At 41.9% G+C, this 21,754-nt stretch carries 14 protein-coding genes; 9 read left to right on the top strand and 5 right to left on the bottom strand.

The genetic code is table 11. From position 1 onward, the window contains the following. Positions 1-30 precede the first annotated feature (30 nt). Together ACFFRD_RS12820 and ACFFRD_RS12815 are read right to left on the bottom strand one after the other, a co-directional pair. Entirely contained in the window at positions 31-2,559 is a 2,529-nt protein-coding gene (locus ACFFRD_RS12820; RefSeq protein ID WP_392481846.1) for a sugar phosphate nucleotidyltransferase, read from the bottom strand. A gap of 295 nt (positions 2,560-2,854) precedes the next feature. Continuing rightward, positions 2,855-4,693 (bottom strand): glycosyltransferase, encoded by a 1,839-nt coding sequence (locus ACFFRD_RS12815; protein ID WP_392481845.1) that lies wholly within the window; start codon positions 4,691-4,693, stop codon positions 2,855-2,857. A 1,001-nt stretch (positions 4,694-5,694) separates the two neighbouring features. Here ACFFRD_RS12815 and ACFFRD_RS12810 point away from each other — a divergent pair. The 8 genes from ACFFRD_RS12810 to ACFFRD_RS12775 all read left to right on the top strand — a co-directional run bounded on the left by ACFFRD_RS12810 (position 5,695) and on the right by ACFFRD_RS12775 (position 15,479). Continuing rightward, entirely contained in the window at positions 5,695-6,618 is a 924-nt protein-coding gene (locus ACFFRD_RS12810; protein ID WP_163937680.1) for an energy-coupling factor ABC transporter permease, read from the top strand. Then, positions 6,611-7,264, top strand: coding sequence for an energy-coupling factor transporter transmembrane protein EcfT (locus ACFFRD_RS12805; RefSeq protein ID WP_185581015.1), 654 nt, complete (start codon positions 6,611-6,613; stop codon positions 7,262-7,264). The genes ACFFRD_RS12810 and ACFFRD_RS12805 overlap by 8 nt, the downstream gene beginning before the upstream one ends. Positions 7,265-7,300: 36 nt before the next feature. Further along, complete coding sequence (locus ACFFRD_RS12800; protein WP_392481844.1) at positions 7,301-8,065, top strand: energy-coupling factor ABC transporter ATP-binding protein; 765 nt, start codon at positions 7,301-7,303, stop codon at positions 8,063-8,065. A gap of 331 nt (positions 8,066-8,396) precedes the next feature. After that, positions 8,397-8,873: a hypothetical protein gene (locus tag ACFFRD_RS12795; protein ID WP_190963311.1), complete on the top strand. Its 477-nt coding sequence runs from the start codon at positions 8,397-8,399 to the stop codon at positions 8,871-8,873. A 426-nt stretch (positions 8,874-9,299) separates the two neighbouring features. After that, positions 9,300-11,237: an iron uptake porin gene (locus ACFFRD_RS12790; RefSeq protein ID WP_392481843.1), complete on the top strand. Its 1,938-nt coding sequence runs from the start codon at positions 9,300-9,302 to the stop codon at positions 11,235-11,237. Positions 11,238-11,375: 138 nt separating this feature from the next. Then, positions 11,376-12,536: a hypothetical protein gene (locus ACFFRD_RS12785; protein ID WP_392481842.1), complete on the top strand. Its 1,161-nt coding sequence runs from the start codon at positions 11,376-11,378 to the stop codon at positions 12,534-12,536. Between the two features lie 885 nt (positions 12,537-13,421). Then, on the top strand, positions 13,422-14,078 hold the full coding sequence (locus tag ACFFRD_RS12780) for a DUF1361 domain-containing protein (protein ID WP_114084385.1): 657 nt from the start codon (positions 13,422-13,424) through the stop codon (positions 14,076-14,078). 228 nt (positions 14,079-14,306) lie between these two features. Further along, positions 14,307-15,479, top strand: a complete 1,173-nt coding sequence (locus tag ACFFRD_RS12775) for a hypothetical protein (RefSeq protein ID WP_392481841.1) — start codon at positions 14,307-14,309, stop codon at positions 15,477-15,479. Between the two features lie 111 nt (positions 15,480-15,590). Here ACFFRD_RS12775 and ACFFRD_RS12770 read toward each other — a convergent pair whose 3' ends face one another. Beyond that, entirely contained in the window at positions 15,591-16,427 is an 837-nt protein-coding gene (locus tag ACFFRD_RS12770) for a hypothetical protein (protein WP_392481840.1), read from the bottom strand. 374 nt (positions 16,428-16,801) lie between these two features. After that, positions 16,802-19,147, bottom strand: a complete 2,346-nt coding sequence (locus ACFFRD_RS12765) for a putative PEP-binding protein (protein ID WP_392481839.1) — start codon at positions 19,145-19,147, stop codon at positions 16,802-16,804. A 751-nt stretch (positions 19,148-19,898) separates the two neighbouring features. On the opposite strand from ACFFRD_RS12765, the gene ACFFRD_RS12760 reads away from it, so the two are divergent. After that, entirely contained in the window at positions 19,899-20,357 is a 459-nt protein-coding gene (locus ACFFRD_RS12760; protein WP_392481838.1) for an MgtC/SapB family protein, read from the top strand. 267 nt (positions 20,358-20,624) lie between these two features. Here the strand turns inward: ACFFRD_RS12760 and recF are convergent, their stop codons facing one another. Then, positions 20,625-21,746 carry a DNA replication/repair protein RecF gene (recF, locus tag ACFFRD_RS12755; RefSeq protein ID WP_392481837.1) on the bottom strand — a complete coding sequence of 374 codons (1,122 nt, stop codon included), beginning with the start codon at positions 21,744-21,746 and terminating at the stop codon, positions 20,625-20,627. Positions 21,747-21,754: the final 8 nt, after the last annotated feature.

The raw sequence follows: 21,754 nt of genomic DNA, 5'->3' as shown, positions 1-21,754 counted from the left end.
ATTATTTAATTACGAATTACGAATTACGAATTACACTTCTGCTGGTTGATATTCTTGTTGTCTTTCCACAAAACTCTGAACACGGGTACGGTAGTTTCTCACAGTCTCATCTACCCATTCGCGATCGTTGCTATTTGCATACAGATGCACCAGTGGTTCGCTAGCATCTGGTAAAACTAACAACCAACTATCATCATAAGGTTGACAAATTTTCACTCCATCAATGAGTTCTAGGTTTTGGGCTGGGTGAGTTTCCACCAAGTAACGCATCAAAGCACCCTTGGCTGTCCACGGACAACGGACTGTATAAGTTTTGTGAATTACACGGGGCAATTCTGACCGCGCAGCAGCAAGCGATCGCTCCTGTATAGTCAACATCTCAATGATCTTCGCAATGCAGAACATAGAATCAAATCCCGGATGCAGTTGCGGGAAAATAAAACCAGTCTCTCCACTACCTCCCAAAACCACATTCGGATTTTTTTGACAAGCTTCCATTAAAGCTGTAGGGTTGGCTTTGGTGCGAATTACCCTGCCATCATGACGACGGGCGACTTGTTCAATAGCACTAGAAGCATGAACCGGCACTACTACCGTTCCTCTGGGGTTAGCCGTCAGAATCATATCTACCATCAGTGCTGTTAAAGTTTCCCCACGAATTGGGTAGCCTGATTCATCAACTAAAATCAGCTGTTCTCCATTAGCTGAGACTTGCACGCCAAAGTTAGCTTTCAATGCTTCCACTACATGACCTAACTGAGTTAGCAGTCCTTCGCGATCGGTGATTGACATTGCCGATTTATTGACACTGGCATTCAGTACCACTGCATCAGCACCAAATTTATCCAACATTTGGGGTAAAACTGCCCCTGATACCGCATAAACATAGTCAATCACCACTTTTGCGCGACTGTTGCGAAGTGTATGAACATGCAAAAGTTTCTCAAAAGCAGTGCAGTAGCGCTCCATGACTTGGCTGGGGTAAGATACATCACCAATTTCATGAATTAGCGCCCGCCGCATATCTTCCTTAAAGTAAGCACCTTCGATTTTCTTTTCTAGGGCTTTGGAAATATTAATCCCCTTAGCATCCATGAATTCAATCAGAATGTAGTCAGGGCGATCGGGGTGGACTCGCACATGGATACCACCAGCTACCGACATTGTGGGTATAACCGTGCGGGCAATGGGGATAGCAGTAGCATCGAGGTTTTGAATATCAATACCTACTGACATTAAACCAGCAATGAGCGATCGCGTCACCATCCGAGAGACATTACGCTGGTCACGGGAAACCGTTACCTTAGAACCAGGTTTCAAGGTAGAACCGTAAGCAGATCCCAATTTCACGGCGAATTCTGGGGTGATGTCAATATTCGCTAATCCTTGCACACCACGTTGCCCAAATAAATTTCGTTGAGCGGTGTTGCCCCAAATCAAGTTAATGTTTAAAACTGCCCCTGACTCAATCTTTTTACTTGGCCAAACGCGCACACCTGGGCTAATTTGGGCTTCTTCTCCCACCGTGGAAAGCGAACCCACAACAGCAGCTTCTAATACATGGGCGCGGCGGTCTACACGAGCGCCACGGGAAATCACACAGGCAGAAAGATGTGCTTCATCGCCAATAAAAGCCCCATTCCACACTATCGGACGTTTGAGATTGGCATCAGCGCCAATAGTAACGTTATCGCCAATTACGGTTCCGGCTTCAATCTGCACTCTTGCACCGATACGGCAATTGTCACCAATCACAACCGGAGTTTCAATCACAGCCGTCTGGTCAATGTAAGTATTTTGACCTACCCATAACTCATGAGAAACTTCTTTGTAGGCGCAATCGAGATTTACCTTCCGATCTAATGCGTCATACTGAGCTTCCCGATAGGCATCTAAGTGACCAACATCGCACCAATAACCTTGAGCGATGTAACCATACATTGGCTCATCTTTTGCTAGCAGTAAGGGGAATAAGTCTTTGGAAAAGTCACATTCAACGTTTGCTGGTAGATATTCTAAAATTTCTGGTTCGAGAATGTAAGTACCAGTGTTGACGGTATCGGAAAAAATTTCACTACTAGAGGGTTTTTCTAAAAATCGGCTAATTCGTCCTTCCTGATCAGTAATCACCACTCCAAATTCAATTGGGTTGGGAACTCTGGTCAAAATCAAAGTAGCTTTTGACTTATTTTGTTTGTGAAATGCGATCGCAGCCGTGAGGTCAAAATCTGTTATGCTATCGCCGCTAATGACTAAAAAAGTTTCATCCAAAAGTTCGGCAATGTTTTTCACACAGCCTGCTGTACCCAAAGGCTGATCTTCTTCGACGGCATAAGTCATCTGAACACCAAAATCGCTGCCATCTTGAAAATAGTCTCGCAAGACATCAGGTAAATAATGCAATGTCGCAATAACTTCTGTAATTTGATGTCGTTTGAGAAGATTGATAATATGTTCGGCAATTGGTCGATTTAGGATTGGCACCATCGGTTTGGGCAGATCGCAAGTTAACGGGCGAAGCCGCGTTCCTGAACCCCCTGCCATTAGTACTGCACGCATAAATCCTCCTTAAAGTAGTTACAGCCTTCAGTGCTTGAAAACGTATCACATATATTTTGTTCTTCTTTCTCTAGTCTCCTATGGATATCGATTTTTGAGGAACTTCCACAAGATGCATCTACGTTGGGCATTGGGGATTGGGAATTGGGCATTGGGCATTGAACATGAAGAAGAGACAAGGGAGACAAGGAAGAGGAGAGAGACTTGTTCAATAATTCCTCCTTTTCCCCCTTGCCTCCCCTGCTTCCCCTGCCCCTCTGCTTCCCCTGCCTCTCTTCCCCCTGCCCCCTGCTTCTTATTGGCAATGATAAAGTTCGTATTCGTACCCGTCTACGCTTGGCAAAGATTTAGTATCAGCGACGCATGTTTTGACAGCTTCTGCTACTGGGGCATGAAAGTTTACCGACCACAAATCAAAAGGTCGTGGTAGCGTCTTTAAGGTATTTTCTAGAGCAATGGTGGAAGTATTCGGATCTTGATATTGATGGGCAAGGAGAAACAAAGAATTTTGGGGCGAATTGGCAAGTTTCAACTCCCTAGCTACTCCCATCATTTCCCCAGTGTGTATATAACTTTTGTGAGTAGTGGCAATCAGTACTGGTACTGGGGATATTTGTTGGATGAGTTGCACAAACAGGTCAGGGCGATAATATTTTTGATAGCCGAGATTGCAGATTACTGTGACTGCACTAAAAAATCCCATTAGCCAAATTAATATCACGGCTTTTTTACCGTTTATTCCCCATTTACCTATGCTTTTTATTTCCTTGGGGGGATGCCAACAAACTGCGAGACTTGCGCCTAGCAAGACAACGATCGCAGGATAGTAAACAAAGTTATATCTAGCGCCTCTGGTCAGGTCAATACCCAAAAAGTACGTAAAGATCAAAAATAAAGCGATCGCACTAACCGCAATTCCAATAAACACCTGAATCATAATCCGGTTTTCTGGATGCTGTAGTTGAATTTTGATCCCACGCAGCAAAATTGGTACTGCCCAAATAAAGAAAGTCAGCATCACTATTCCAGAAGGAATCACCACCAATAGCTGTGAAGATTCAACTGGTAATAGAGAAATCATTGCAATCAATGTTCCTAAAGCTTGAAAAATTGGGCTTAACCAATCTAGTCCAACGCGCGAACCTCGAATCCACTCGGTCAAAATCCCACGATTTTTGTTCTCTAATAAGATTGGTATCCAAATTAAACCCGCCACCAAAGTACCTACCGCAACGGCATAAATTCGCCGCCAGAGAGAAGAGAAGAGGAGAGAAAATTTGGTGCTAGTTTGCAATTGAAGCCAAGCCAGAGAAATCAAAACTACGGCTTCTGTGTAGAGGGTGAAGGTGAAAAAATAATGAGTAGCAATACCTAAAGCATTAACTGCTACCCAGGAAAGTGCTACCCATATAGGTAAAGGTGTGCGGTTTTGAATATGACGTGTGGCAATTACTAAGCAGGTGAGAGAACCAATCACCCATAACATTGCCAAAGTATAATGACGTGCTTCTTGTGCTAAAAATACGGCGTAGGGTGATACTGCGATCATGGCAGCAGCCAATTGTCCTACTAATCGCGAGCGAAATGCTACTTTACCTAATACGTAAACACACGGGATTGAGGCAGCACCGAATATCGCAGGTAGCGATCGCGCTGCAAATAGCGATACTAATCCTCCTTCACTAGGAAATAGTTTCATCCACAGGTGAGCCAGCACAAAATACAGAGGTGGATGACTATCTTGTGTAGCTAAGTTATGGATGACATCACCAATACTAGCTGCTGGGTTGGGTTGCAGTGGTTGTAATAAGATATCAGGTGCGATCGCCTGATCTAGGGGTACTGATAAAAAATTGTTACCCAAGCTAAACACTAAGGTGGAAAACTCATCAGTCCAAGGAGACTTTGTTGTCAAGTTAGTTAGGCGTAAGCTAATGCCGATGAGCAACCACATCAAAATCAGCAAAGGGTGAAGCCAGGAAGGTGGAAGGCGAGCTTGCCAATAATTATACCAGTGCTTTTGTTTTGAGGCAGAACTAGTATCTACAATCTGTACACAAGGGTCAGTAGATGTAGGTAGCAACGAGATAATTTTTTTGTAAAAATAAAATGCACCTTTGAAAATAACTCTCATTGCTAGACCTTATACAAATGGATTTGTAGATTTGACGTTTGAGATTTAAGTTCGTTCTAAAATCTAAGAACAAAAATCAAAATCTCAAATCCCTCGTTGTGATTATTTAACATTAGTGACGCGCTAGCTAAGTTTCATCCGATTTAGGAGGGGATTCAAACCCCTTCTAAATTAAGCCTTCTGCCTTCTTCAACTGAATTTTAAGTTTAACCACTATTTTGTGTTACGTATCAACGCTTACACAATTTTTTATCCCAAAAAATCATCAATACTGTACCATTAAGCCAGCGAAGTCAGCAAATATACAGTTGGTCGAGACTATGTAAAGACTTTTTTAGATTGTTATATTAGTTATACTAATCTAAAATCATTAGTTGGTTAATGACTATAAGTTAAAAAAATACTAGTTTACCAAATTTTAAAATTGGTGGTCAACAAAAAAGTAATGAGTACAGATTAAGAATTAATGGAATTCTGAATCTTGAGTTATTATTGAATACAGCTAAATTACCTTGATATTTAGCTATATAGTTAAATATTTTTAGGTCATAGTAATGCTGTGTCGCCATAAAAAATGTAGTTAAAATCAATGAAACCCTCTTGAAATGGCGATTCTCATATCAACCATAAGAGCTAGAAAGCAATTCAAAATCCAAAATGTTTGTGTAGTAGCCTCATAGATAAAAAGCACGATACTAGCAAGCTTTTTGGCATTCAGAATGTCCCAATCAGATACATATTAGCTTCTTAAAGTCAAGAGATTTGGACTTTTTCAAGAATTTATCGAGATATATAAAAATAAAATTAACAAAAATTAATATTCGTGTAAATTAAGTATACTATTTAGCAGCCATTGGATTGTAAATCTCTCAAAAGTAACAGCATAAAATCCCCCAAGAGGGCATTGCAAAAAAGGTGAAAATTTTGTTTGTTATTAATCTAATGCCTTTGTTTATTGCTGGTATTGAGTAAATAAACATCTAAAAAATACAGGGTAGATCATGCATATTCCTGATGGATTTGTTTCTGTTCCGGTGGCAGGGGCTACTGGTTTAGCCAGTGTAGCAGCACTTTTTATTGCCTTCGAGCGATCGCAAGAAGCTTTTGGTATCCGTCGTGCGCCCATACTGGGATTAACCACTGCCTTTATTTTTGCCGCCCAGATGATCAATTTTCCGGTAGCTGGAGGTACTAGTGGTCACTTACTAGGAGGAACCTTAGCTGCGATCGTTTTGGGTAGTCCGTGGGCAGGAACGTTGTGTATTGCCACAGTTTTAATTATTCAAGCTGTGCTATTTGCTGATGGTGGCATTACAGCCTTGGGAGCAAATATTTTCAATATGGCAGTAGTTGGTGTTTGGGTAGGCTGGATTTTAACCCAAACCTTGCAACGGCTGTTGGGGGGATTTAAAGGGCGTTTACCCCTAGCTGCTGGTATAGCTGCTGGCGTAAGTGTAGTGGTAGCTGCTATAGCTTGTGCTATTGAGTTAGCCCTTTCTGGTACTGCACCTGTAGCCATAGTTTTACCAGCTATGACTGGCGTGCATATTTTGATTGGCATTGGCGAAGGGATAATTACTGGGGGTGTACTGACTTATTTAGCTACAGCCCGACCAGATTTATTACCAGGGGAACAGCAGGAATTTCGTGGCTGGTCAGTGCCTATTGTCACCATTTTCTTGATTGCAGGAGTACTGTCACTCTTTGCCTCAGCCTGGCCTGATGGTTTGGAAAAAGTCGCTGAAAATACAGGTTTCATTGATTTAGCTGCGAAAGTCCGGGTAATTGTGCCGACTCCCTTAGCTGACTATAGTATTAAGGGTTTGGGGCCAATTGGTACTAGTATCGCTGGACTTATGGGAGCTACAGTTTGCTTTGCTGTAGCCTTTGGGATTGCCAAGGTGGTGAAACCGAAGAATGCTTAAACTTTCTTTGCCATTACGTTTGCAGCTGTCTCTAGTGATTGTGGTGGGAGCAGCGCTACTAAAATATCATGCTTGGTATTGCTTAGGTGTATATGCCGCGATCGCACTTTTGTGGGCTTGGCTGTTGCGCGTATCAATTCGCCACTTGGGAGGATTACTCGGTACAGAATTGATTTTTTTGTCATTGCTAGCCTTGCCTTTGGGATGGGAAAGAGCCAGCTTTTTACTGCTTCGTTCGCTGGTTTGTCTAGTTACTATGAATAGTTTTTTGTTAACCTTACCGCCCCACAGCTTTGGTATAGCCCTGAAAGGCTTACCCGTACCAGCACCTTTAAAGGAAAACTTGTTGTTAGCTGGGCAATATATGGAAATTTTGCTCTCAGAAGTAACCCGGATGCAGCGCAGCGCTCAATTACGTGGTCTGAATGGAACGGCGGGATGGTTGCGCTACGCCAGTGCTGCCATGATTGGAGCCTTGTATCTCCGCAGTCTGGATAGGGCAGAACGAGTCTATGGGGCAATGGTAATTCGCGGTTACAACGGGCAATTGCCCATCGATTCTCCTCTCAGACCGAAAGAGCGTTTTGCCGTATTACTAGCTTGTGCGATCGCTGCTACTGTAACCCTAACTTCTTACAAAATTTAACCCAATCCTCACTCCGCAATATTGAGTTTGTGAATCTTGAAATCTTTAACATCTAATCCCCAACCACCAACCCATAACCCCCACGCAACTGTCGTTGAAGTTGAGAACTTGGTCTATGCCTATTCTCGCCAGGAGCCAGTATTACAAGAAATTTCTTTTACTTTGAATAAAGGCGATCGCGTCGCCTTGATGGGAGCAACTGGTTCTGGAAAAAGCACCTTGCTAGAGAACTTAATCGGCTTAAAACAACCCCAAACGGGGAAAATTATCATTAATGGCATCCCGTTAGAGCCTAAAACTCTACCCCAAATACGTCGTCAAATTGGCTTTAGCTTTCAAGATGCCAACGACCAACTATTTATGCCCACCATCTTAGAAGATATTACCTTTGGCCCACGCAACTACGGAATGTCACCAGCCGAGGCTAGCGATCGCGCCCGGCAGTTATTAGCTGATTTCGGACTAGAAGCCTACGCTAATCGTTCTGCCCACGAACTTTCTGGTGGGCAAAAACGCCTTGCTGCCCTAGCCTCAATTTTAGCCCTAGACCCGACAATTCTAATTTTGGATGAGCCGACTAACGGTCTCGATCCAGCATGGCGACGACATTTAGCGCAAGTTTTGTTAAAGTTACCAGTCCAGGTGATGTTAATTGCCTCCCACGATCTACATTGGTTAGGTAGAGTTACGCAACGCGCTTTGGTGCTTTCTGGTGGTCGAATTCAAATAGATAGCAATATTCAGCCACTTTTGCAAGATGGTGCTACTTTAGACCAGTTAGGTTTGCCCATAGATTGGTAATTTGAGATTGGGGCATGGGCCAATGGCACTAGGAAAACGTGAAACCTTTGTCTGAGGTAGGTGTGGGAGGTGTGGGATGTGTGGGAGGTGTGGGAGGATGGGGAAGAAATCTGACCCCCCACACTCCCCTCTCTCCCCTCTCTCCCCCCTCTCCCTTCTCTCCCCACACTCCCCACACTCAAAAGCCAGTTAATAAGGGGTTTGCGCTTATCTTAGTGTCATTCGGGCATGGGCACAGAAGTGGAGTTTAAAGAATCATCCACTATTCTCTCTGCCCATTGCCCGTAATATTAGATACTATATTTTGGGTTTTATTGCTGTTGGGGTGTTAATGTCTGTTTTACATAAATATACTGTTATTGCTCCTGTTAGCCTGAGCATCGCTTTGTTCGTTACCAGTTGCAGCGAAAATAAAGTTTCTCAGTGCCAGCGACTGATTCGAGTTGTAAATGCCGGAACTTCTCTGATTGATAACAATAAAGGAAGGCAAGTCATCACCAGCATACAACTGTCTAAAGATTTAGAATTTGTGACTAAATCGATTAAGGAACTGAATTTAAAAGATCCCAAGCTAAAAGAATATCAAAGCGGTTTTGTCAATATTTTTCAGAATCTTAGTCAAGCGATCGCCAAAGCCGGTAGAGCGCTTGGTGCAACCAAGACAGCAGAAGCTTCAGAATCGGGTAGAGAAAAAATCCAAAAGGCTAGAACCGAAATTGACTCAGCACTGACAACAGCTACAACTCTTGGCAAGCAGTCAGATACGTTAGTCAATCAGATGAATAAGTATTGTAGCCAGCCAGAATAATTTATCTGGGAATTGGGAATTGGGAAGAGGACTTGGGGACAAGGAGAATTGGGGACAAGGGGAAAGACTTATTTCAAGTTCTCACCTCTTGTCCCGAATGGCACGCTTGTTAATCGCAAAGCCCTGATATAACTTGCTTTTTGAGTGTGGGGAGTGTGGGGAGAAAGAGGAGAAATTGAATAACTGCATATCAACAAATGCTGCATTGCCTCCCACACCTCCCACACCTCCCACACCTCCCACACCTCCCACACCATTCCAGCAAGGAGGTTTCAGCTTTTCTTACTGCCATTCCCCCTTGTCCCCCTGCTCCCCTGCCTCCACCCCAGTCATAGTAATTTTTATCACTCTTTTTTCATAAATTTTCCTGATATACACCAACTTTGTCTGTCAAAAGAAATATTGGTGCAAGTCAAATGAAATACCATGAGTGATATTAGTCTACTGATGGCGGGTGTGCTAGCAACAGGGCCAATCTCTGCCCTTAATTTACCAGAACAGCCTGTAATCACGCCAGATAATCTGGTGCAGCAGTCAACACAAGAAAATTTATCTCAAGTTCTATCGCCTGCTGAAATTACACCACCTGAATTTGTGCAGCCAGATATAACTACTTCATCAGCTATAAAGTATAAGTACGAAAATATACTTAAAAAAAGCAGAGAAAAAATTCAATTTATAAATTCCCCTAATTTACCTGAGTTAAAAAATACTCAAGCTGTCACAGAAGTTGCACAGAACCAGGAAAATACAGAAGAATTCTCTCTATCTTCTCAGCCTCCTGACTCAGACAACCAAATGTCTCAAGTCACATCGGTGTCACAACTTAAAGACGTACAACCTTCCGACTGGGCTTTTGATGCTTTGGAATCTCTAGTAGAACGCTATGGCTGCATTGCGGGATACCACGATGGGAATTATCTGGGAAACCGCACTATCAGTCGTTATGAATTTGCGGTTGGTTTAAATGCTTGTTTAGAGAAGATTAACGAAGCGATGCCTGCGGTGGTCACTGAGCGCAGCCGTTCGCGGAGCGTCTCGCAGAGAAGTGCGGGCTACGCCTACGCTAATAATAAAATTAATACTGTTAATAGTGAAGATTTAATCCTGCTGCAAAGGTTGCAAAGCGAATTTAAAGCAGAGTTGCAGCAATTACAGCAGCGTGTTGAGGCTGTAGAAAACCGGACTACTGAATTACAAGCCAATCAGTTTTCCACAACTACCAGATTATTTGGTCAAGCCGTTTTTAGCGTTCAGGGAACCAATAGCCCCGATGTGGATTTGTTTCCTAGAGATGGAGTCCCTGAACGTCAGGGAAAAACCAATCTGACTTTTACAAGTAGCACCCAACTAACCTTAGCAACTTCATTTACAGGACGAGATTTGCTCTTAACAGGCTTGTCTGCGGGTAATTTGGGTTCTAATGCAGCGTTGCTATCTACCAATATGGGGCGGTTGGGTTTCGAGTCAAATACAGACAACAATCTAGTTATTAGTGACTTATCTTATCGATTTGTCGTCTCGGATAACTTGGGAATTGTCGTAGGTACGGCGGGAGTCAACCCCATTAACACCTTTCGAGGTATTAGTCCTTTAGAAGGTTCTAGCGACGGTGCAATTTCTCTATTTGGTCAGCGTAACCCGATTTTAAGTATTGGCAACGGCACTGGCGGTATAGGCTTTGATTGGCAAATTAGCGATCGCATCAGTTTACAAGGCGTTTATAGTGCAGAAATTCCTAGTTTTTCTGGCAATATCAACCAGGGCGGACTATTCGGCGGTAGATTAACTGCTGGCGCTCAGTTAAGTTTAGCACCCACCGATAACATCGATATCGGCGTACATTATCTTTATTCCCACTCCCCAGATGGCTTATTAGGAGGTGGTATCGGCGATTCTCAACTGATTTCGCCTTTTGCAGATGCAACAGCTTTTGATACTCAAGCCATTGGCGCGACGGTTGCTTGGCGAATTAACCCTAACTTGCAATTGGGCGGTTGGGGTGGCTTTACTTCTTCTAAACCATTCAACCTTCCTGGAAGTGTAGAAACTACAAACTGGATGGTGTTCGCGGCCTTTCCCAATTTGCTGCGTCCTGGAAATTTAGGGGGCGTTCTCGTCGGACAACCGCCCAAAATTACTTCGAGTACTTTACCCGATGGCTTCAATTTCCCCAACTTTTCTGATGGGGGAACAGCAGGTGGACGTAGTGACACATCAATTCACGTAGAACTTTTTTACCGCGCCCAGTTGAGCGACAATATTGCCCTGACTCCAGGCTTATTCGTCATTTTCAATCCCGATCACAATGCTGCTAACGATACTTTAGTCGTTGGAGCATTAAGAGCAACTTTCCGGTTTTAACTTTATACTGATGAAAATGTAATAAAAAGCGCTATTTTCGTACTGACCAATTCAGTATGAAATGCTTGCATTGCCTAATAAAAGGAACGAAAAGCTGCGCGTATTTTTTTTATATGTGATTAAAGGAGCAAATTTTTCATGAAATTAGATTCATTAACTAAATTGGGTTGTGCAGTTGTTAGCAGCAGCAGTTTAGCCGCAGTTATCATTGCCTCATCTGGAACAAGTGCTTTTGCTCAAATCACCATTCAAAGCACTGGTACATTATCAGGTACTATCCAGCTTCCCAGCATTAATCCTAATTTCAATGGCAGTACGACTCGTGTTGATACAGATGACGCGGGAACTTACTCACGGAATTTAGGTACTAAGAACAATCCTAATTACGTTCCTGTATACAAGTCAGACTATGTGAAGGTACAAACACGCTCTGATGGTAGTTTGCATTACTTTGTTGACTTTAAAGGCATTCCGATTGTCTCCTTTAATGGCGTTCTGAATTCGCCAATTCTCTCTGGCGGTGAGTTAACACCCTATAAATATCAGGGAAGATTAGCAGGAACCACATTTCAAGGAGTAGTTCAGGATGAATTTAATCTCACAAAAGCCTTATACACTGGTACTGTCACCGATCCAAAAACCGGAAATCAATATCAGGGAACCTTTGAAGTGAGTGGATATGGAGTCAGATATAGTGATCGCAATGGTGGCGCAACCCCCACTGTCTTTGATTTCAAGTCCGATATCCCAGGTTCGCCAAAGGTTACTTCTTTGGAAATGACTAACTCCCCCCTGGCGAGGATAACCATCAAAGTACCTGCAAATGCAACCCTCATAACTCCTACACCCGTTGGTGGTAACACGCCTACTCCAGCACCCGTAGTTAGTGGTGATAGTACACCTACTCCCCCGCCAGTAATTAGCGGTGGTAGTACATCTACTCTGCCAACGATAGTTGATGGTGGAAGTGAATTCACTGTTACACCAATAGTTGATAGTGGAAGCGAATTTACTGTTACACCAATAGTTGATGGTGGAAATGAATTCACTGTTACACCAGTAGTTGATAATGGAAGTGTGATCGCTTCCCCGACAGCTACAAGGAGTAATTCTCCGTCACTTTCTACTACACCGAATATGGAATTCAGTAACGGTAATTCCTTAGAGGGTAATCAAGTAATGGTTAACCCTGCAACCCTTGCTCAAGCTGCTTGTTCACAGGATTCTACCAATAGCTGCACAATACCCGCTTCACCCAAACAAGCGATCGGCCCCCGTAGTCGAGTGCTAGTACGTTAGTGATTTGAGAGCTTCTTTTGCCCCCCTTTTTTAGCTACGGTGTACACATCTCTCTAGAAAACCAAAATGTTGTAGCTCCTCCTAAATCCTCCGATAAATTGGAGGACTTTGAGAGGTTTTTGCCCCCTTTTTTAAGGAGGGTTGGGGAGATCAAAAGCTTGTGGGGCAACTTTTAAAGACTTGTGTGTACACCGTAGCCTTTTTTAGGGTGGTTTTATACAAGTAGAGAAAAACTAAAACGGTGTTTCAAAGCCTCTCTCCGCTTGCCTAACGGCAGGCTAACGCCAACGGGGAGAGGTTTGGAGAGGGGGAAAAGCCGTGCCACAAAATTAAAAATCTAGACTTATATATTTTTCTTTCTTCGTATGAAACCACCCCTTTTTTTAAGGGAATCAAAAGTCTGTGAAACGACTCTAGAAGACTTGTATGTACAGCATAGCCAAGAGTTTGGGGATATGGGTCTTGGCAAAAGTTTTAAGGTGCTTCTGGAACTCTCGCAGGACAAAATGGAATAAATATGTATGATACCCAGGACAGGGGCAACATTGCAATTAAAAAAGTCCACTAGAAGTTATTCGTGGCGTTTTAGTTGCTCAGGCTTCGTCTCAGTGGTAGATTTTACCCTGATGATTTTCTGGCTATACTAGTGATTTAAGCTGATTGATTGATAAATTTCATCCCCCAGTATGAAACACATAAAAACTAGAAATTTCAGACATAATATTAAGTGTGCATTTCCTTTTAAGCGACACAAAAGCCTTGTCTGATCTTAGAGTAAAGAAATTTCCTTGGGGGTAAAAATTTCATCAGTCAATCACTGAGGTTATTAACACTAACATTACAGAGTCAATCTAAAACAATCAAACATCTTCTGAGTTAGCACCTATGAAAGAAGAATTGATAGCCAGAATTATACAAGTATTGCAAATTAATATGAGTTGGATGACTTGGAATTTATTTCTGGCTTTTATACCTTTGGCTTTGAGTGTGTGGCTATTTCGCATGAGGCGCGGTGGCACTTGGCTTTGGTGGCTAGGATTCTTAGTTTTCTATGCTTTCTTACCAAATGCACCGTATTTGTTGACCGATGTAATCCACTTGATAGATGATATCCGCACAATTCAATCTGTGTGGATGATTACTTTAATACTCATACCTCTGTATTTACTAGTAATTCTCGGTGGATTTGAAGCTTACGTAATATCGTTAATTAATTGGGGTTACTACCTACATCGCATCGGTAAGAGTCAATGGATTTGGCGCGTTGAGTTAATTACACATTTTCTCTGCGCTGTTGGTGTTTATTGGGGGCGATTTTTACGTTTCAACAGTTGGGATTTTATTACTCAACCCGATGCCTTACTTACTAAAGGGGTAGAAGAAATTTTGGGAAAACAACCCTTAGTAATTATTGCCATCACCTTTGTGGTACTTGCAGGTTTGTACTGGATTATGAAACGAGTAACTTTAGGTCTTAGCAAGCCAGGTAGTAGAATCGGGATCAAGTCAGAAAGCACTAACTCTAACACGCCAAACATTTGATATTCCTAGCGATTTCAGATTTTAAATTTGGGGTTTTCATTAGTAATTCCATTGATGAATATTGCCTATCAAAAGAAAGATGCAATTAAACCCTCCTTAAGGTGAAATAAACTCAGAAGCAAACGGTCGGACTTTGACCACCACCATCTGAGAATAGCGTCCTATCAGATCGTTGAATATCGATGGTCTGATCTGATGTTTTTGATCCGTTTATAGGAGGGGTATCTTATGGAGTTAATTTCTAGAGAAGAAATAAAGACATTAATAGAACAGCCAAAAGGGAATTGTGTTTCAATTTATATGCCAACGCACCCAGCCGGGCCAGAAGTGCGACAAAACCCAATTCGGTTTAAAAATTTGGTCAAGGAAGCAGAGACTCGTTTAGTTGATGCGGGTTTGGAGGAGAAAGATGCGATCGCATTATTGGAAAAATCCCATGAAATTGATACCCAAGAGTTTTGGGAGCAAAAGGGAGAACCAGGGTTAGCGATTTTTATTTCTGAAAATATTTTTCGCTATTATCCTCTGCCAATTGATTTTCAAGAGTTGGTTGTGGTTACAGACCGATTTCACATCAAGCCACTGCTGCCAATTTTAAATGGCAATGGTCGCTTTTATATGCTGGCGTTGAGCCAAAAAGATGTCAGATTCTTTGAAGGAACACGCTACAGTGTTAATGAGGTGGAAGTAGAAAATCTCCCTAAAAGTCGAGATGAAGCTCTGCAAATAGACGAGACTGCCCAAGAAGGTGAGTTCCACCTCGCACCATCAAAAGGAGGAACCACTAATCCTTTTTCGCAGTCAGGCACATTTCACGGTCAGGGAAGTCCAGACAGAGATAAACAACAAGAATACATACTACAATTCTTTCAGATTATCGATCACGCATTACACGAGAAACTGCGATCGCAAAAAGCGCCTTTGGTACTGGCTGGGGTCGAGTATCTCTTGCCTTTATATAGACAGGCAAATAGTTACCAACATTTGATGGATGAAGCTATTACTGGTAATCCAGAAATTCTCAGTGCCCAAGAGTTGCATGACCAAGCTTGGCCGATTGTCGAGGCTGATTTCCAGAAGTCTCAAGAAGAGTTTTTAGAGCAATTTCACGAATTGTTTGGTGGTGATACTGGTAAAGCATCTAACAACCTGAAAGAAATTGTCTCAGCAGCTTATTACCAACGAGTGGATTCATTATTAGTTGCAGTTGGTCAACAACAGTGGGGTTTATTCGATCCAACCTCAGAAACGGTTTATTTGCACCCAGAAAAAGAAACTGGTGATGAAGATTTGTTGGATTTTGTTGCTGCTCATACTTTATTAAATGGTGGCACGGTTTACGCTGTTCCTCCAGAACAGGTTCCATATAGCACACCTGTTGTAGCAATTTATCGATATTGAACAAACATTTTGACGGTGTTGTATAAAGCTGAATGTGCTATGTACAACACCAACGATGATTACTATTCGCTGCTTTAGGGACGTTTGAAAAGTATTTCGTCTGGAAGTCGCTTATGGATTTAATTTAATTGGGAAACTAGGATTAATCGGTAAATTAGGATTAATCGTGATACTAGGAACTACTTTAATCAGGCGAGAAACAGTGATATCAATCAGCTTATCTTGATTTGAGGCACTATGTCCTCCTTGGGATTGTCCAACGGAACATAAGTCATTTTTGTTCGGTACGAATAACCAGCTAGAAGGAGAGCAACCTATCCAAAAGTGTCTGATCATTTGAATTCTTGCTGTTGCCACAAACTCTCCCAGATTATTATAAGTTATGGGGCCACTAGCAATTAAGTATTGAGCAGAAGCAGGGGAAGGAGGCTCATCCGTTGGGCCTGCGTGTGAAAATTGTTTTACTACTGTTTGCGGATTTGATGAAATGCCGGAGTTAAATGTCACCTTATTATTCGTAAAAGTTGTTGAGCTAGGATATAAAATTGGCCATGTGGTACCAGCACCAACATGAGGAACATACTTTGTACCATTTTCTTGATAGGATGCAGGTAAGAAGTATTGAGGGCCAATAAAAAAGTTTACCGATTCTCCTGATTTAATAACTAATGGATTGGGAGGAGAAGAAGTTCCACCGTATTGAGCTCCAAGACTTGGGTTTAATAATGGTCTATTTTCTCTTGGCATGATATTTAGAGCTTCATAAACATCAATATCCAAGCACGTCTTTGTTGAAGCACCAGGGCAACTATTAGTTTTTTGAGCTACAGCTTTTGAAGTTTGTGAATCTGTCCACGAATCCCAAGTTACAATTGTTGCTGTCAGACTAGCAATGGAAATACAAGCCACAATTGCTGTTGTAATAAATACGAGAATTTTTTTATTCATAAATTCAACTCCAAATCAATCAAAACTTATTAAAAATATCTCTGTTTTGCCAAAGTAAATCTAAACTATGAATAGGATCTCCAAAGATTTTGACTAGTTTCCGCCCTAGCGCATAAAAATAAAATCTATATAGACTACAGAGAAAATACCTTGCCTTTCGGAAAATATTTCAAAATAATTTCGTCAGCTTTTAGTGCGAGCTAACCTAGAAAAATCATTGTTCGCAATTACAGAACATATTATATTTAGTCACGCCCATCTACTTAAATCGCTTTTCTTGTGTAAAAGACTGTAATTCATTGTGTGACAAAGTATTTTGAGAGATAATACTTCTTAATAAATTTATTCATCAGGCGTTTCTTATACCCTTGCGCCTATTGTTGACGACGCGCTGCTGCTAAAATTAGGCGTTGTTCAGCACGAGCGATCGCCTGATATGTTCGCTCAACTGCTTCCGGTTCAACAGAAATGGAAGTTATGCCCCATTCCACTAATTTATCGATGATTTCTGGATAGAGGGCTGGTGCTTGACCGCAGATTGAACAAGGTATACCGGCACTTTTAGCCATTTGGATCAGTTGAGCGATCGCACCCATAACTGCGGGATGACGTTCATTAAATACTTTTGCTAGCTGTCCTTGTTCTCGATCCACTCCGAGCAATAATTGGGTTAGGTCGTTTGTACCAATGGAAATTCCGGCTGCACCTGCTTTCACATATTCCGGCAGCAAAAATAGTACGCTTGGCACTTCCGCCATCATCCACAATTGAAACTGCGACACCTGGGTTAAAAAAGCTTGCTCAACTTTGCGACGGCAAAAAACAAATTCTTCTACAGTCCGCACAAAAGGTAATAGTAGGTTGACATTGCTGTAACCAGCCTGCTGTACCCTCGCTAAAGCTTGCAGTTCTAACTCAAACACTGCGGGATTTCGTAAATAGCTGAAAGTGCCGCGTTCACCCAACATCGACTGGGGTGAATATTCTAAATTATCACTCAATGATGGTAAATCCTGCGATCGCCAATCTAAAGAACGATAAAAAACTGGTCTTGGTGCAAAAGCACGAGCAAATTGCCTAATCTGCTCAGACCATAACTCTAATAATTCTGCCTGACGACCGCCTAAAATCCAACTATTGGGATGTTGTCCGTCCAATATATTTAATACCATCAATTCTGAGCGCAATAATCCCACGCCATCTACAGGGAAGCTTTGCACTTGTTCTATTAAACTGGACTGACTCAAGTTAACCAGTAGTTGGGTAGCAATCATGGGTAGATGAGAAGTAAAAGTAGGATAGGGCGCTTTCGGGTTGGGGTGATATGGGGAAAGAAGTTTTTCTTCTCTCTCTTTCTCCATCTCCTCCTTTGAGTCTCCTTTGATGCGATAAACTTCTCCTCTGTCGCCATCAAGCAGTAGTCGTTCGCCCGTTTGGATTAAGGTTGTGGCAGATGTTGCGTTTACTACTGCTGTGATCCTTAATTCTCTCGCCAGAATTGCGGCATGGCTGGTTAATCCACCTTGTTCTGTGATAATACCAGCAACTTGGTGTAGTAATGGTAGCCAATCAGGAGTGATTGTTGGTACTACTAAAATCACATCCTTGGGTAGTTGTTCGGGTTTCTGTTGTGAATTATTAATTACTAAGGCATTGGCCACAACACGTCCCCCTGCTGCTCCTAGTCCCCTGATGAATTGTCCGTGGGGAATTACAGATTGGGGAGAACTAACTTGTGTGATGTAGAGTTTGTTAGATGTGGTTTGTTGAGCAATAGTCCATTTAATAGTGAAAGTTTTGCCTAGTTCACTTACTAGTTGAGTTCCCAGAGCAATTATTTGCTGTAAATATTCTTCTTGTAAAGCGTACTGTTCTTGTTGGGCTTTTTGAAGTACGTAGGTATTTAGAGAAATATGATCTGGTGTTAGCACTGAGTTAGGTGTGGGTTGCGAAAAAGCTTCAGATGCTGCATCATTCACACCATAAGCCAGCATTTTATTGCCTAACTGTTGCTCAAGCACAACCCCCGTTGCCTGTTGAATGTAGTAAATATCTGGCTGGACTTCGCCAAGAGTGATCGCAATTCCTAATCCCCTAGTAGCTTCAATTTCCCAGCCAGAGGAGTTGGCTTTGAGCAAACCACTGGCGATCGCATTCTCAACAGGTTGCACCAAAACTGCTAGATTTATTTGTTGTAGATTAATTCCTGCTCGTTGCCAATATAGGAGACTTCTGGCACGAAATATCTGACTCCAAGTGCGCTTTAACGCCCAAGTGATCGCTTCAGGTTCGCACTGGCAAAACACCGACTCCAGCAAACCAGATATATTCTTTATACCTGGAGTCGTATTTGATATTGATAAGGTAGGTCGAAGAATCAGACAGCTAGTTTGCCATTCCTTAGCTGCTTGGAAAATTGTACTCACCCACTGCTGCGGCACAGTCGCAGTGAGAATTTCTTGGCGCAAGCGACCAGCTACCTGCTGAAGTTGCCGCCAATTAGTAACATCTAGATGTAACGAAGAATGGGGTAAGTCAGCTACTAATGACTCTGAACTATTGAGATTTTCAAGAAATTGCCGCAAAATTTCTGCCGAAACGACAAAACCAGGCACCACCGGATAGCCACGCTGCATGATTCTGCTCAAGTAAAATGCTTTGTCACCTACTTTGGCGCGGTCTTGTAATTTAATTTGGTCTAGCCAGTAGAGTTTGTCCACTCAATTTGTTAGTTGTCTATTTGTAGCCAGAGTTGTAGATGTCAGTATCACATTTAATTATTTAGTGTATGGGTTAAATCTAGCAATTTAAGGTAAAATTTTATAGTTCATTCATTTAAAATAGTTGAGATAACTATTTAATCAAGCTCATATTCATGTCGTTTACCCAGATTGCGATCGCTGTCATAATTTAATAACGGAAACTTTATTTAGTTTTGATAACAAAATATCTTAAGTGGAAAATAATCTTAAGAATGGAAGATGTTAATTTACATCTAAAAAAGTATCACTGAATTGAAAGAATCTCAACTTAGTACTTATATTTGATTTTTTACAAAACCCTTATTGCCTATTAAGCCAAGATTAAGTTCAAAAAACAAAGCAGATGACTAGATGATATAAACTTTCAATTACAACCGTTGAATTAGACTCCACCAATATAAAGAGTAAAATATTTTTGCACTATTTTGTAAAAATATTAATAATTAACCTAGTACACTCTAGCGGAAATTTGCCAACCTTTAACAAAGGTATTTTTCCCAAGTCTTGTTAATTGAGATGGCAACTGGATTTCCCCGTGCTGTACTATGTAAATAAGTTGGCGCAATAGAATCAAACTATGTAAAGAAAAATGAACTAGGCTAAAACCCTTATACCTATTGACTGTAGCAAGATTGCCTATTGCCTGATCCCAACGACAATTATTTACGCCCACTTAGCTTATATAAAATTATTTACACCAGACTAAACATTGCCAAACACTTACTACATTGCAACTAATGATTGGCTAAATATCAGCTTCAGATTATGCTTTGCGTTATTTATAGGAGCGATTATCGGCTTAGAACGCCAAATTAGCCGCAAACCAGCCGGTTTAAGAACTCACATGCTGGTGAGTCTAGGTTCAGCTGTGTTTACCTTGATAATTATGCAAACAGCAGGGTTGCAAAATAGTCCTGATGCACTTAGCCGTGTCATTCAAGGAATTGCAGCCGGTGTAGGATTTCTCGGCGCTGGAGAAATTGTGCGCCAATCTTCTCAAGAATCACAGCAACTTGAAATTCACGGACTCACATCAGCAGCAGCTATCTGGGTTTCGGCTGCATTGGGAATTGCTTCCGGTTGTGGTTTGTGGCAGTTAGGATTGATTGGTACTCTGCTGACTTTTCTGATTCTCAACGTTTTTAAAAGGTTAGAAAAACATCAATAACTAATAGAAAAAAATTAGGGTTTAAGCCTGGTACATAAATAATAATTATTGTCAATCAGACCATTTTTAAGGAATTAAACGGTTAACAAATCCCTTTTCATCTATGTGTTTTATAGTTGTTAGATAGTTAAATAAATTACTTTTAAACCTCAGAGGTGCAAAGAAGCCATTACGTTGCAGGGGTTCTCACCGTTGTAGCGACTGGCCCAACACAGAGAAAAAAAGAGATTTTAGAGTCATCTTGAAAGGGCTAATCCTAAATCATTATTAATTTGCGATTATTTCTCCTGCTTTCACAAAAAGAATTTGGGAAGACTTTAACCACTGGGAATCAAAAGAACCCAAGTGAGTGGTAGTAATCAGGGTTTGAAAGCGGTCTTGAATAGCATCAAGCAATTGATTTTGGCGGGATAAATCTAGTTCGGCAAGAACATCATCAAGTAATAGTAATGGTGGCTCTTTGACAACTTCTTCAATTAATTGTAATTCGGCTAATTTTAAGGCTAGAACCAGGGTTCGTTGTTGACCTTGAGAACCGTATTGACGAGCGGGTGTCTGGTTAATAGTTAATTCTATTTCGTCTCGATGGGGGCCGACAAGAGTAGTACCTTGGTGCATTTCAGCAACGGCTCGCTGCTGGATTTTTGCTAAAAAAGCTTGCTGTACTTCTTCTGGATGGTTATCCTCTGAAGGAATATTAGGCACGTAATTGATTTGCAGAATTTCTGTACTGCCGCTAATACTGGCGTGCCAAGCACTAGCAATAGGAGCTAATCTTTCTATGGCGCGATCGCGTCTTCTAATTACCCTAGTTCCTGTGGTAGCTAACTGTGCATCCCACACTGCTAGTTCTGAGTGTAGAGACGTTGCATCCAAAGTCTCTACATGGCGTTTTAAAAAGGCATTGCGCTGGCGTAATACATGATTATACTGCTGCAAAATGTGAGCATAAACTGGTTCGAGTTGAATTAAGAGTGTATCCAACCAGTTGCGGCGACCCTCCGGGCCGCCGCGTACTAGGTCTAAATCCAGGCTGGAAAACTGCACTGCGTTGAGAACGCCAAGAAAATCCATTTGACGGCGGATAGACTCACCATTGAGAGCAACGCTCCGACGACCATTGCGCCGGAGGGTTAAAGTCAGGTCACTAACGCCTGTTTGTCGCTCAAGGGTGGCATTAATTTGGGCTATAGCTTCCCCTTCTTGAACCAAATCGCGATCGCGGGTCATGCGGTGCGATCGCAATGTCGCTAGCAACTCCACCGCCTCCAACAAATTCGATTTTCCCTGAGCGTTATTACCTACCAAAATTGTTTTGGCAGCAGTAAATTCAACCTTTTGGTCTTGATAATTGCGAAATTGTCGGAGGTTTAGAGTTTTCAGGTACATAGCAGGGA

The sequence above is a fragment of the Nostoc sp. C110 genome (assembly GCF_043099725.1).
GTDB classification, from domain to species: domain Bacteria; phylum Cyanobacteriota; class Cyanobacteriia; order Cyanobacteriales; family Nostocaceae; genus Nostoc; species Nostoc muscorum_A.
The sequence above is the reverse complement of the archived record's forward strand: the minus strand, read 5'-3'. Positions and strand labels throughout refer to the sequence as shown.

What these genes read in the sequence shown, in the direction of transcription:
- ACFFRD_RS12780 (WP_114084385.1), top strand. Translation starts at nt 13,422, where the DNA reads ATGAAAGAAGAATTGATAGCCAGAATTATACAAGTATTGCAAATTAAT.
- ACFFRD_RS12815 (WP_392481845.1), bottom strand. Translation starts at nt 4,693, where the DNA reads ATGAGAGTTATTTTCAAAGGTGCATTTTATTTTTACAAAAAAATTATC.
- ACFFRD_RS12820 (WP_392481846.1), bottom strand. Translation starts at nt 2,559, where the DNA reads ATGCGTGCAGTACTAATGGCAGGGGGTTCAGGAACGCGGCTTCGCCCG.
- ACFFRD_RS12810 (WP_163937680.1), top strand. Translation starts at nt 5,695, where the DNA reads ATGCATATTCCTGATGGATTTGTTTCTGTTCCGGTGGCAGGGGCTACT.
- ACFFRD_RS12805 (WP_185581015.1), top strand. Translation starts at nt 6,611, where the DNA reads ATGCTTAAACTTTCTTTGCCATTACGTTTGCAGCTGTCTCTAGTGATT.
- ACFFRD_RS12770 (WP_392481840.1), bottom strand. Translation starts at nt 16,427, where the DNA reads ATGAATAAAAAAATTCTCGTATTTATTACAACAGCAATTGTGGCTTGT.
- ACFFRD_RS12790 (WP_392481843.1), top strand. Translation starts at nt 9,300, where the DNA reads ATGAGTGATATTAGTCTACTGATGGCGGGTGTGCTAGCAACAGGGCCA.
- ACFFRD_RS12795 (WP_190963311.1), top strand. Translation starts at nt 8,397, where the DNA reads ATGTCTGTTTTACATAAATATACTGTTATTGCTCCTGTTAGCCTGAGC.
- ACFFRD_RS12775 (WP_392481841.1), top strand. Translation starts at nt 14,307, where the DNA reads ATGGAGTTAATTTCTAGAGAAGAAATAAAGACATTAATAGAACAGCCA.
- ACFFRD_RS12785 (WP_392481842.1), top strand. Translation starts at nt 11,376, where the DNA reads ATGAAATTAGATTCATTAACTAAATTGGGTTGTGCAGTTGTTAGCAGC.
- recF (WP_392481837.1), bottom strand. Translation starts at nt 21,746, where the DNA reads ATGTACCTGAAAACTCTAAACCTCCGACAATTTCGCAATTATCAAGAC.